11 protein-coding genes are annotated in these 12,159 nt (G+C 46.8%); 8 read left to right on the top strand and 3 right to left on the bottom strand.

All coding sequences use genetic code 11. The features are described from left to right. The first annotated feature begins 173 nt into the window (after positions 1-173). Positions 174-575 carry a CHRD domain-containing protein gene (locus tag DYD21_RS04550; protein ID WP_158551411.1) on the top strand — a complete coding sequence of 134 codons (402 nt, stop codon included), beginning with the start codon at positions 174-176 and terminating at the stop codon, positions 573-575. A gap of 38 nt (positions 576-613) precedes the next feature. Here the strand turns inward: DYD21_RS04550 and DYD21_RS04545 are convergent, their stop codons facing one another. Continuing rightward, positions 614-1,276, bottom strand: coding sequence for a DUF3267 domain-containing protein (locus tag DYD21_RS04545; RefSeq protein ID WP_158551410.1), 663 nt, complete (start codon positions 1,274-1,276; stop codon positions 614-616). 127 nt (positions 1,277-1,403) lie between these two features. Between DYD21_RS04545 and DYD21_RS04540 the strand changes: the two genes are divergently transcribed. Together DYD21_RS04540 and DYD21_RS04535 are read left to right on the top strand one after the other, a co-directional pair. Further along, on the top strand, positions 1,404-2,918 hold the full coding sequence (locus DYD21_RS04540; protein WP_116033167.1) for a DUF5687 family protein: 1,515 nt from the start codon (positions 1,404-1,406) through the stop codon (positions 2,916-2,918). Then, a complete protein-coding gene (locus tag DYD21_RS04535; protein ID WP_116033164.1) occupies positions 2,915-3,613 on the top strand; it encodes an ABC transporter ATP-binding protein in 699 nt (232 codons plus the stop codon). The genes DYD21_RS04540 and DYD21_RS04535 overlap by 4 nt, the downstream gene beginning before the upstream one ends. A 36-nt stretch (positions 3,614-3,649) precedes the next feature. On the opposite strand, the gene DYD21_RS04530 is transcribed toward DYD21_RS04535, so the two are convergent. Next, positions 3,650-4,216 (bottom strand): hypothetical protein, encoded by a 567-nt coding sequence (locus DYD21_RS04530; RefSeq protein WP_116033161.1) that lies wholly within the window; start codon positions 4,214-4,216, stop codon positions 3,650-3,652. 103 nt (positions 4,217-4,319) lie between these two features. Here DYD21_RS04530 and DYD21_RS04525 point away from each other — a divergent pair, with 103 nt between their 5' ends. The 5 genes from DYD21_RS04525 (at position 4,320) to DYD21_RS04505 (ending at position 8,727) form a co-directional block, all read left to right on the top strand. Further along, positions 4,320-4,691, top strand: a complete 372-nt coding sequence (locus tag DYD21_RS04525; protein ID WP_116033156.1) for a ferredoxin — start codon at positions 4,320-4,322, stop codon at positions 4,689-4,691. A 133-nt stretch (positions 4,692-4,824) separates the two neighbouring features. After that, on the top strand, positions 4,825-5,688 hold the full coding sequence (locus DYD21_RS04520) for a formate/nitrite transporter family protein (RefSeq protein ID WP_116033153.1): 864 nt from the start codon (positions 4,825-4,827) through the stop codon (positions 5,686-5,688). A gap of 182 nt (positions 5,689-5,870) precedes the next feature. Next, on the top strand, positions 5,871-6,986 hold the full coding sequence (gene dnaN / locus DYD21_RS04515; protein WP_116033148.1) for a DNA polymerase III subunit beta: 1,116 nt from the start codon (positions 5,871-5,873) through the stop codon (positions 6,984-6,986). Between the two features lie 3 nt (positions 6,987-6,989). Beyond that, positions 6,990-7,778, top strand: a complete 789-nt coding sequence (locus DYD21_RS04510) for an S-adenosyl-l-methionine hydroxide adenosyltransferase family protein (RefSeq protein ID WP_116033144.1) — start codon at positions 6,990-6,992, stop codon at positions 7,776-7,778. A 145-nt stretch (positions 7,779-7,923) separates the two neighbouring features. After that, positions 7,924-8,727, top strand: a complete 804-nt coding sequence (locus DYD21_RS04505; RefSeq protein WP_116033139.1) for a class I SAM-dependent methyltransferase — start codon at positions 7,924-7,926, stop codon at positions 8,725-8,727. 525 nt (positions 8,728-9,252) lie between these two features. Here the strand turns inward: DYD21_RS04505 and DYD21_RS04500 are convergent. Beyond that, positions 9,253-12,072 carry a pitrilysin family protein gene (locus DYD21_RS04500; protein ID WP_116033134.1) on the bottom strand — a complete coding sequence of 940 codons (2,820 nt, stop codon included), beginning with the start codon at positions 12,070-12,072 and terminating at the stop codon, positions 9,253-9,255. Positions 12,073-12,159 lie beyond the last annotated feature (87 nt).

The following is a 12,159-nucleotide window of genomic DNA, read 5'->3' as shown; positions in this document are numbered from 1 at the left end:
CGGATGAAATGAGTGATAACAGAACCGACAGAGCTAATTTCTATAAAGATCAGCAGAGAAAAAAATCGGGATCATCTATCATGGAATCGAAAGATCTGCGTTATATTATGACTCTAAACAGATGAGGTAAAATGTTCAGGTATATTGCATTCATATTGGGAATAGTATTCGTTTTGTCAGCAAATCCGGAGCCGGTTTATGCTCAGAGAACGACAGAAATTACGCTTGGTGGATATAATCACCGGCCCATGGTTAGAACACCGGCCATCGGGTTCATGAAAGTGACAGTAGAGGGAGATTCTCTTTTTGTTGAGGGCGAGTTCGAAGAGCTGCGCGGCGTGTATTGGTCAGGCTACATTCATCATGGCGAAGTTGGTAAAACGGGACACCGCCTGCTCCGGCTGCAGCCCACTCTTGACGAAAACCGAAATTCAGGAGTTTTTAAACGTGAGGAGAATGCATTTTTGCTTACTGATGCCGTTCGTGATGCCCTTCGCCGGGGACGGCTCTATATAAATATCGCGTCAAACCGTTTTCAGCACGGGGAGATCCGGGGACAAATTCCCGCGATGTAGGATGTGGATGAGGTTGTTGAGTGCTCACCTGAATTTCATCAACCGTCACCCTCTTCACCGGTGGAATTCATCTTATAAAAAAAACTCTTATCATTTTCCACATCATCAAAAGTGTAGATTGATTCGTTACGGTGTTCGTACATAAATCCGGCGAGGGAAAAATCCCCGAGGCAGGCTGTTGCGTGCATCACCAAAAATGTTGAAACTCCATAGAAGATCCATCCGTAAGTGGTGAATAACGCTGCCAGGCCGGCCGCAGTGAGTACCACAAAAGGAGTGAATGCAAGCCAGTAAAATTCCTTTTCTGACACCACAAAATGGTCGGCAACGGCTGCTACAGCACCCTGGTCGAGCAGCAGTTTCAACCTCGTTTTTTTTGCGCCGAGAATTTTGTAGACCAGCAGATGCAAAAGTTCATGAATTAAAACACCTATTGTAAACGTAAACAGAATTCCGGCTCCAAGCCCAATGAAAAAAGCTGATGTATCCCACCGGCCAATCCACGTGAACAGTACAACGGCAATCAGAATCATCGTGCCGTGTTTAAAAACAGCCGTAACCGGGTTTCGGGCTTTTAGGTTTTCCAGGATAAAAGGGACCATCTCATTATGATCGAGATCTTCAACTTTTGTAAATCTTTCAAGATTCTGAAGCTCTTCCGGTGTCGGTTTCTTCCCGGGCTGATATTCATTCATAGTCATCATTCAATATTTCTTCGTACTCAATATAAGATAGGATCTAATCATTAACTTTCGAACACCGGAAATCAGCCGTACCATTCACCATACAATTCATTGATGAACGGTTTGAACCCTGCTATAACGAACTATGCTTAAAACCGGACGACAAATCATTTTTCCTCTGCTGAAGCTCTCTCTGCGCGAGATGGTGCGATCCGTTTCCCTTCAGCGAAACCTGCTCACTGCTTTTTTTGTTCTGCTTATCATCGGGTATTTTGTTGTGCAATTTGTTGGCATCGCTATTTTTCTCGGGCCAATTCTCCGCAATGTTTTTGATATACCGGATATTCCCGCCTTTCTGAATATGGCAGCACTTTATTACCTGCTGTTTGAATTCATCTCAAGGTTTTTTCTACAACGTCCGCCGCTGGTCGACCTAAAAAAATACCTTCACCTTCCGATCCGAAAATCTGCCATCGTGCAGTTTATGTTTGTACGCTCCCTGGTCTCCCTTTTTTCGCTTGCTGTTATCGTGTTACTGATGCCGGTTACGCTCTCGGATATTTTGCCCGTATACGGCGCAACCGGGGCTTTCTTCTGGCTCGGAACTCTCTTTTTTCTGAGTATGACCCTTCACTTTCTACTTCTTTGCATCAAGCGCTCGGGCGGTGGCCTGCTGAAAGCCGTTCTGCTTGTAGGACTGCCTTTAGTCCCCTTCATCCTGTTGTATTTTGATATGATCAACATCGGAGCCTACACCGAGCCATTTTTTGCCCTGGCCATGAACGGTCCGCTGTCGATGATCATTGCCGTTATTTTATGTTTCATATCAATTGCAGCAGCTTATAGCATCTACAAAAAATCAGCATACACAGAACTTCCGGCTGTTTCAGCAGGCATGGAGAAGGCCCGGTTTATGGGGGGAGATGTGGGATTACTCTCCAGATTTGGTTTGCCGGGTATCATCGCAAATACGGACCTGAAGCTGATTTTACGACACAAAAAAAGCCGCGGATACCTGATTGTTTGCGTGCTTTTTCTATTCTATGGAATGCTATTTTACAGCAGTGGTGATGAAGAACTTACCCGCGGCGCCGTCTACTTTTCACTATTCATCGGGGCGTTCATCACCGGTTCGTTTTTGCTGCAATACGGGCAGCTTTTACTGAGCTGGAACTCTGCCTCATTCGATTTTTATATGACGCGCCGAAACGGACTGTTTGCACTTATGAAAGGGAAATATCTCCTGCTGGCAGGGTCGATTGTTGTAGCCTTTATACTCACCATTCCCTATGCATACTACGGCTGGGAAATCCTGGCTATCCACACTGCAGCTTTATTTTACAACATCGGAATTGGGATTCATATTATCATCTACCTCGCTTTGTGGCAGCCCAAACCGATGGATATCAACAAGGGAGCGATGTTTAATTACGACGGAGTTGGAGTTGCCCAATTTGTAATGATCTTTCCATACATACTGCTGATGTACATCATCTATTTTATTTTTGATGTGATTGCAGGTATGTATGCGGCCCTGTTTATTCTTGGCGGGATTGGTTTTGCCGGAATTCTGTTCCGGGATAAACTTCTGAAAATCTCTGCTGATAAACTCCGCTCTGACCGACACCCCATTTCAACCTCATTTCGTAATGAATTATGATTAAAATTGAAGAACTGACCAAAACCTATGGCGATGGGTACGTTGTAAACATTCCGTCACTCGAGATTGAAAAGGGGGAATGTTTCGGCCTGGTGGGTAACAACGGTGCAGGTAAAACAACCCTTTTTCAGCTTATACTCGATCTGATTCGTCCTACCGGGGGCCATGTGCTTTTCAGGGGAGAAAACGTCAGGCAAACCGAGGAATGGAAATTATATGTGGGCAGTTACCTGGATGAACATATGCTGCTCTCGTTTCTAACCCCCGACGAATATTTTGAAACACTCCGGAATATCTATAGCCTCACCGAGGGTGATTTAAAAGAGCATTTGGCTCGTTTTCAGGATTTTTTTAACGGAGAGATCACCGAAAAGAAGAAATATATCCGTGAACTGTCGAAAGGAAACATCAAAAAAGTTGGAATTGCAGCTGCGCTGATTGGTAATCCGGAGGTCGTGATACTCGATGAACCGTTTGAAAATCTCGATCCAACTTCTCAAAACCGCCTGAAACGGGTGATCCAGTTTGAGCGTGAGCAGAACGGGACTACGTTCCTGATTTCCAGCCATGATCTGTCTCACGTCACCGATGTTTGCAACAGAATTCTTCTGCTTGAAAATGGCGAAATCCGAAAAGATCTGAAAGATGAAAAAGAGGTGATGGCAACCACACTTGCCGCATATTTTGATAAATAAATTAGATCTACAGAAAAACTGGCTGGAAACCCGGATTCAGGATCCCGGCTCATCTCCCACGGAAGAAGATGCAAGTTCAAGAGTTCGGTTTTTGAAGAAGGTTTCAACCTCTTCGGCAGAATCGGATGCATCAGATAATACGCGGTTCAGCCTTTCCTGGAAGTGGACTAAAAGATGCCGGTTTTCTTTCAAGTGATCACAGAATTGATCAAATGTTTGCATGAGTGATTCGTTGAAATCCGATCCGAAATCACCAAATGATGCGGAAATCTCTGTACCCAGCTCAACATAAAAGAGAAGTGCATCCGCTCTTTGTTTTGGATCAGATTCAAATGCTATGCACGATTTTTCCACCGTTTGCCGTGCTTGTTTAAAGTTAACCACAGGAAAGTGAGATCTTCCATACAGGTGCTCCTTCAGTTCTCTTTTAACATCCGTGAGTGTTAACCGGGCTGATTTATCGGAAGATTGTGCTTTTTCGAGATAAAGCTGTAAAATCTGTTTATTTTCATCAGAATGGTGAATCAGCTGTTGTAAGATTTCACGCAGTTGATTGGCCGTGAGCTTTCGGATCTGTGACAAATAATCGGATGAATCGGTCATGAATGAATGATTTTCAATTTATATTTCAGTCAGAGTTACGTTCCCATGATCTATCAGATCCGGATCTATTCGATGTACCTGATTATGTGAGAAGATAAAAACTATGGAGCAAAGCAGTTTAAAACGACTTCAAAAAAAGGCAAACGAACTTAAAATTTCCGGGATCAAGCGGCACATCTTTATTTGTGCGGATCAAACCAATCCGAAATGCTGCCGCCACGAAGATGGATTAAAATCCTGGCTATTCCTAAAATCGAGACTGCGCAAACTTGATCTTGATGGCGACGGCGGGGTATTCAGAACAAAAGCGAATTGTTTGAGGGTGTGCAAACGCGGACCGATTGCGGTGGTTTATCCAGAGGGGATTTGGTATCACTCCTGTACCCCGGGAGTTCTTGAGCGAATCATTCAGGAACACCTGATCAAGGGTGAGCCTGTAGAAGAGTATATATTTGCAAAGAATCCGCTCACCTAACGAATCTGATTAAGCGAGCCATACCTATCGCTTTCACGCTGAACGTGCAAAGGAATCTACTTTGATGAACGCTTGAAGTTTGAATTCCCTTTAATGGCATTTACGCGAAACTATTTAATTATCCTGAGCAGTAATGAGCGAAACAAACGCGAATAAAACATCCGGTAAGAGCAAGACCGGTCCGATTGATATGGAAGCGTACCGGCCGGATATGGTTGCGCGTCATGTGATGGATGTTGGTGTAAAAAAAACGCGCTACCCCATCTATAAAACTTTAACTCTCGGCTTGATGGGAGGTGCGTTTATATCAATCGGGGCCCTGTATGAACTTTTTATCATGGCTCATCCCGAAATTGATGTCGGCACGGCATTGATTATAGCCCCTTTCTTTTACGCTGTGGGATATATTATGGCATTTATATCGGGCGCAGAAATTTTTACAACCAACAATTTGTCGGCCATGGGCTGGGCTTCCGGAAAACTGTCCCTGCTCGAGATATCAAAAAACTGGAGCCTGGTTCTGCTGGCAAACTTGTTCGGTGCAATGTTTATTGTAACACTATTCTACTTTTCGGGCCTTGCCAACCAGCTCGATAATGCATTTATAGAAACCGCCAAAACCATATCTGCCCGAAAATTATCGTTTGGACCTCTGGAGACGATGGTGATCGGGATCTTCGGGAACCTTCTGATTTGTGCCGGGCTGTGGATCGCAATGGCCGGACGCACGGTAACAGATAAATTTATTGCTCTTCTCGTTCCTGTTGCCGCTGTTCCTGCACTAAATTTTCAGCATAGCACGGGGAACATGTTCCAGTTCTTTTTTGCGCTGATTACCGAAGTGGATGATATAGACCTGGAACTTCCGTCGGAAATCACATTCTGGTCTATATCCAGCAACCTGTTTTTCGTATCCATCGGCAATATTATCGGCGGCGGAGTGATGATTGCCATTATCTACTATTTTGTATTTATCCGGGAGACACGTTTCGATTGAGTGGCTCTGTTTGTCAGCTCAGGAATTATTTTTAACCGATAGAATAAGCTGATCAGAATTTAAATTTTGGTTTCAATACTTGTTGCGGTAGGAGGTAAGATTTATTAGTATACCTTGTCTTATAAAAGGTGTATTTTTTGATCAAACACGACCGTTATTTATCAACTTTTTGATCCCGGGCTATGAAATTTAATGTATCCAGCAGTGACCTTAACGCAGGGCTTTCAGCCGTCATCGGAGCGGTTCCTTCAAAGGCAACCCTGCCAATTCTCGAAACGATTTTATTTGAATGCGAAGACGGGCGGCTCAAATTAACGGCCACCGACCTCGAGATTTCAATTGTTGAGTACATCGAAGCGGATATCGAAGAAGAGGGTGCCGTTGCCATTCCTGCCAAACGTCTGCAGGAGACGCTTCGCCAGCTTCCCAACATCCCGGTTTTCTTTACCGTTGATGAGAATCATAACGTAACCTTTAGCACTGATAAGGGGAAATATAAGCTGGTTGGTGAAGATTTTGATGAGTACCCCGAGATTCCAAATATGAATGAGGGAGTTCATCTGAATACCGATACCGATCTGATCGTTAACGCAATCCAGCGCACAATGTTTGCGGTATCCACGGATGATTTGCGTCCGGCCATGATGGGTGTTTATTTCGATATCGGCACATCTGGCAGCAAGTTCGTAGCAACCGACGGACATCGTCTTGTACGGTTTGTCAACTCAAACCTCAGCTCCGACACCCCTCTCAGTTTTATCGTACCCGAAAAAGCACTCAACCTTGTATCGAAAGCACTCGACGGTGCCGACTGCGACCTGACTATCTCCGATGATCACGTTCAGTTTAAGAGCGGCAACACCATCATCATCACCCGGCTGATTAATGAGCAGTACCCAAATTACGAATCAGTAATTCCACGGGATAACGACAAAATTCTCCGTATTGAAAAAGACCAGATGCTCTCCACTGTGAAACGTGTAGCGGTTTTTTCAAGCACTACAACACGCCAGATTCGTCTGCAGCTTTCCAGTGATAAAATCACAATCCGCGCAGAAGATATTGATATGAGCAGCGAGGCAAAGGAGACCATCAGCTGTGAATACGATGCGGGAGAGATGGAGATCGGGTTTAATGCCAAATATCTCGCCGACATTCTGAGCAATGTAGATGGTAATGAAGCCACATTTGAATTTTCAACTCCTAATCGTGCGGGAATTGTAAAACCTGCGGATGAATCGGAAGGGGAAGAAATGCTGATGCTTGTAATGCCCGTGATGCTGAACAGCTATGCCTGATTGATGTTGCCACTGATCACTCTTACAACTGATTTCGGAGTTCAGGATCACTATGTCGGAGTGTTAAAAGCAGTGATTCTTTCAATCGCGCCCGGGGTGAGGATGATCGACATTTCTCACGAAATTCCCCCGCAGGATATTATGGCCGGAGCATGGGTTGTGCGAAATTCGGCTATGCTGTTTCCTCCAAATAGCATACATCTGGTAGTTGTAGATCCCGGTGTGGGCACGCAGAGGAAACCGATTGCCATGCAGATTAAGGACCAGATTTTTGTAGGACCCGATAACGGCATCTTCTCGTTGATTGCCGATCAATATGAGCATCACACGGTGGAACTGACAAATTCGAAATTCTGGCGGCCAAACCCGTCAAATACTTTTCACGGGCGCGATATTTTTGCGCCGGTAGCCGCTCATCTTGCAAACGGAACAGATATCCATGAACTGGGGAAGCCGCTGGAGAGCCTGGAAACCTACCGCTGGGCCGTACCCATATCAGATAAAGATGGTATCCAGGGATGGATTGTGCATATCGACCGATTCGGCAACCTGATCAGTAATATTCCAAAAGAGATGATTGAAGAAGCCGGTGAGGATCCCAATATCAAAATCTACGTGGGAAATACCATACTTGACCGGCTGGTGAATACATTTGGAGAGGTAACCGAAGGCGAACCGGCTGCCTACATCGGAAGCGCGGGCATGCTGGAGATCGCTATCAACAAAGGTGATGCGCACGAGATGCTGGGCGTGGAAAAAGGAGCACAAATATCGATTGTGATTCAGAAGTAAGGCACACAGAGCGAATGGCGGTTTCTATCTTTCATAAGCGATTTTTTCGTTTCTTTTTCTAATCTTCCTTTCCGAAAAAAGAACCCCTGTAACTCCGCCGGTGTTGTGCCGTAACATGGCCTAACCCTTAGACTCAAAATGCCTTATGGACCTTAAATTACGTGCACCCGACAGCGACCAGCACTCCATTCTTCTTCCGGAAGCCGCCTCAAAACTGTCGGAACCTTACTCCGGAACGCTCACATCAGGTAATGGAAAGGAGTACGTGATTAAAAGCAACATTGCCGATCTGTTTACAAAAAAACACTCCTACTCCCTGGCCCAGCAAAGCAATCATTTCGGGATCACCGCATCTGTTTATGAAGATCTTTGGAGGAATCAGTCGATCTCTATTCTTACCGGCGAATCATTTCCTATCGAAAAAGAGAAAGAGCTTCTGACCGACTGGCTGGAACCTAAACCGGGCGGTTTGTATCTCGATGTGGGCTGTTCAACAGCACTTTATGCCCGAACGGTAAAAAAAATCAGTGCGGATTCCTCAGTCGCAGCCATTGATTTCTCCCGGCCGATGCTATCGGAAGCGCGAAAAAAAGCAGCGAAAGAATCCGTTGACCTTTATCTGATTCGTGCCGATGCCCGCGAGATGCCGTTTTTTGCCGGCACGTTTGACGGACTGATGATGGGCGGCACCCTCAATGAACTCACCGATGAGCTGAAAGTTCTGTATGAATGCCGGCGCGTTATCAAAAAAGACGGTTTGTTTTTTATGATGCACCTCCTGAAAGCAGGCTCAATTGCCGGCAAACTGCTACAGGGACCGGCCGGATTTGGAGGACTACAATTCTGGACGATTGAAGAGAGCAACGCACTTTTTGAACGGGCAGGGTTCAAAGTTGAAGATCAATTCAACAAAGGAATTGTCTGTTTTACCAAACTAAAGGCAATTTGAGCCGGGTTCAATTCTTGAATGATAAGAGGTTGTCTAATAAGTGATGGGGAAGCTGACAACCTTTTTGGACAGCCTAACGGTGATAGATTGTAAAATGTGCTTTTTACAGGCTTCAATCGAAGTGTTTTGCCATCACGAACACACCCCTAAATCCCCTCTCAAGAGGGGACTTTTGTACTGTTGCCTCAAAAATGGTGTTGCTCTGCTTTTAGGCGAAATTAGCAGCTGCTGATGACAGATTTATTCCTTGAAGGAAATCCCCTTTTTGAGAGGGTTCCTCTTTTTACCCGCGCAAGCGAAAATGGAATTGAAAACTGCGGAACGCAGATTTTCAAACCGAGGGGTGTGTTGGAATGGCCAGGAGCCACAATGAGAGTTAAGTTTTGATCAAAGCTTTTGGGAACACACCCCTGATTTTCGAAAGCCTCGCTTCGCGCGCTTTCTCAATTCTATCCCCTCTCGAGTGGGGATTTATCCAACTGTCATCTTTTAAATGGGGTTGCCCGCTCAAGTGATCTTCATTAATCAATCATTCAGCAAAACCGGATCACCAAAACCGAGATTGCCCAGCCGGGATAACTGGGTTCGCGCATCCCCAACTACCAGGTAGATCATCCGGTCGGGATCGGCATACTGGCGGGCCAGGGTTCGAATTTCTTCTATGGTGATATCCTCCACAACCTGCTCCTGCTCCCGGATATATTCGGCGCTCCAGCCATAGCTGCTCATTGTGCGCAGAATACCAAGTTTGGCACCCGGCGTTTCAAATGCGCGCGCATTGCTTTTCAATAGAAAACTTTTTGTGTTTTCCAGATCTGTATCGGTGAAAGTATCAGGATAGTCGGCGAGAATATCCCGGATCAGCGCCGTCGCTTCGAGCGTAACGTTGCTTCGCACGCCGCTGTTGATGGTAAACGGCCCCTGAATATCAGAGCCGCTAAAACCGGAGCGAATGCCATATGTATAGCCCTGTCCTTCACGAAGCTGCTGCGTGAGCCTGGATGCAAACCCGACGCCGCCCAGGATGTAGTTCATCACGGTTGCCGGGTAGTAATCGTCAGCCGTCTCTTCCAGTGAGAGATACCCGATTCGCAAAACAGACTGCGAAGCGTTTGGCACATCGTAAAAATAGACCCGGGATTCTGACACCGGTTCCGGCATATCCGGATTGACAACTTCCGCTCCGCGATTTCCCCACCGGCTGTTAATTCCATCCAGCGAACTGACCAGATTGTTTTGGCTGATCGCTCCTGTAACGTGAAATGTGGAGAGCTCCGGCGCGATATACTCATTATAGTATGCCTTCAAATCGTCCATTGCAATCGCCTCAACGCTTTCCTCAGTACCGAGTGAACTGAATGATAAAATGTGCCCTTCGCCATAAAGCAGCTTATTGAATTCTGCTGTGGCGATGCTGTTTGGATTGGAGCTCTGCTGGGCGATCTGGCTGAGCACACTCTGGCGCGCCAGCTCAAATTCGCGCTCATCCCAGCGCGGCTCCATCAGAATCTCTTCCACAAGCTCAATCGTCTGCTCATAATTTCGCGAAAGCGTTGTTCCCGAGATCACAAATTCCTGCTGCCCGGATCGCACGTTGATGCTTGCGCCAAGCAGATCGATCGCCTCCTCCAGTTCAGCCGCCGTGCGGTTTTCTGTGCCGCGGGTCATCACGCCGGCCAGAAGATTTGAAACCCCTGTTTTTTCGGGATCTTCAGCCAGCAATCCTCCCCGAATCCGAATATCAAAATGAACCAGCGGAAGATCAAAATCCTCAATTCCATACAGGCTCATACCGTTGCCGAGTTCAGAGGTCCAAACATTTGGCGGGGTGATTTGCGGTGCTTCCCCGTAAGGCGGCTCCGCCGTTCGGTCGAAGCTCGATGGGGTGCGTTCAAAGTCGGGTTCGCCCGGTTCAATAATCTCCTCCTCGGCTCCCTCCACGATCTCTTCGACGACCACTTCGGCCTCCTCTGAGCCTTCCAGGGCGAGATCAGCCTGGCCTCGTGGCACAAAGCTGGTAGCTACATAATGCTTGCCTTTCACGTACTGCTCGTACACCCGCAGCACATCCTTGCGTGTGACGTCGAGTGTCTGCTGAATATCGCGGTTGATGTAGCCCGGATCCCCGGCAAAAATGTTGTATTGCGCAAGCTGAAAGGCCTTGCCGAGCACGCTGGTCAGCCCGTTATAAAAACTCGTTTCAATACCCGCTTTCACCCGTTCAAGATCGCGATCAGAAAATCCGTCGGTTTCAAACCTTTCAAAGGCACTGCCAATTGCTTCGGAGACGGCATTCAGATCGGTATTTGGATACGCTCTCACCCGCAGCCCGATTTCACCGGCGAGTTCAGAGGTTGAGTTGAACATGCTGATGCCGGACGTCAGTTCTTCCTCTTCCACGAGCACCTGGTAAAGCGGCGCCGTTTTGCCATCGGCCAGGAGCTGGGTCAGGATCTGAAGCGGGTAGCTGTCAGGGTGATACTGCTCCACTCCCGGCCACGTCATGCGCAGTTCAGGAAGGCGGGCGTAGTTATCTTCGTGATAGAGTTTCTTTGTTTCGGAAAGATTGGCCGGCTTTTTATCCATCGCCTCGATCTCATCGCCCCGCGGAATTTCATCAAAGTACTTGTGAATCCACTCGCGGGCCTGGTCCGAATCGAAATCGCCCGCAATTACTAAAGTTGCGTTGTTCGGCACGTACCAGTTGTTGTAAAACTGGCGCACATCATCCAGCGTAGCGGCCTGCAGATCATCCAGCGAGCCGATCACTTGCCAGCTGTACGGATGGCCTTCCGGGTAGAGATTTTGATGGATCACAAAGTTCGTATGACCGTAAGGCGCATTATCCACACCCTGACGCTTTTCGTTCTTCACAACCTGCTTCTCCTTCTCCAGAACTTCGCTGCTTACCGTGTTGATGAAGAAGCCCATTTTATCAGCTTCCGCCCAGATCATCTTTTCGAGGGCGTCTTTCGGCACGGTTTGAAAGTAGTTGGTGCGATCGCGGCTGGTGGAACCATTGGCCCCTGATCCGCCAATTCGGCTGCTCATTTGATCGAGTCCGCCACGCCCCAGGTTTTCCGATTCAAGGAAGAGAAGATGTTCAAACAGGTGAGCAAATCCGGTTCGTCCCGGCAGCTCCCGGGCCGAACCCACGTGGATGGTGAGCGCTACTGCCACGACAGGATTTGAATCATCTTTGTGGAAAATTACCTCCAGGCCGTTATCGAGCGTAAATTTTTCATACTCAACAGAAAAATCAGTTTGACCATAGGATGGGTTCCAGGCTGCAGATAAAATCAGACCGGCAAAGAAAATCAAAAAAGAAAAAGACGTGCGTTTCATTTAAAAGAAGATCGGTTTAGGGATAGATGAATAACGGTAGAATGTACACGAAATTGAATGAAAAAGGATGCAAAAAATCAGCCAAAT

Origin of the sequence: Rhodohalobacter sp. SW132 (assembly GCF_003390325.1) — a bacterium.
Classification (GTDB): Bacteria; Bacteroidota; Rhodothermia; order Balneolales; family Balneolaceae; genus SW132.
Note: the sequence above shows the minus strand (reverse complement) of the source record. Positions and strands in the feature narration are given on the sequence as shown.

Bases quoted from the DNA above. Each gene is read 5' to 3' on its own strand.
- DYD21_RS04520 (WP_116033153.1), top strand. From the start codon at position 4,825: ATGAGCGAAACAAACGCGAATAAAACATCCGGTAAGAGCAAGACCGGT.
- DYD21_RS04540 (WP_116033167.1), top strand. From the start codon at position 1,404: ATGCTTAAAACCGGACGACAAATCATTTTTCCTCTGCTGAAGCTCTCT.
- DYD21_RS04525 (WP_116033156.1), top strand. From the start codon at position 4,320: ATGGAGCAAAGCAGTTTAAAACGACTTCAAAAAAAGGCAAACGAACTT.
- DYD21_RS04545 (WP_158551410.1), bottom strand. From the start codon at position 1,276: ATGACTATGAATGAATATCAGCCCGGGAAGAAACCGACACCGGAAGAG.
- DYD21_RS04530 (WP_116033161.1), bottom strand. From the start codon at position 4,216: ATGACCGATTCATCCGATTATTTGTCACAGATCCGAAAGCTCACGGCC.
- DYD21_RS04510 (WP_116033144.1), top strand. From the start codon at position 6,990: ATGTTGCCACTGATCACTCTTACAACTGATTTCGGAGTTCAGGATCAC.
- DYD21_RS04500 (WP_116033134.1), bottom strand. From the start codon at position 12,072: ATGAAACGCACGTCTTTTTCTTTTTTGATTTTCTTTGCCGGTCTGATT.
- dnaN (WP_116033148.1), top strand. From the start codon at position 5,871: ATGAAATTTAATGTATCCAGCAGTGACCTTAACGCAGGGCTTTCAGCC.
- DYD21_RS04505 (WP_116033139.1), top strand. From the start codon at position 7,924: ATGGACCTTAAATTACGTGCACCCGACAGCGACCAGCACTCCATTCTT.
- DYD21_RS04535 (WP_116033164.1), top strand. From the start codon at position 2,915: ATGATTAAAATTGAAGAACTGACCAAAACCTATGGCGATGGGTACGTT.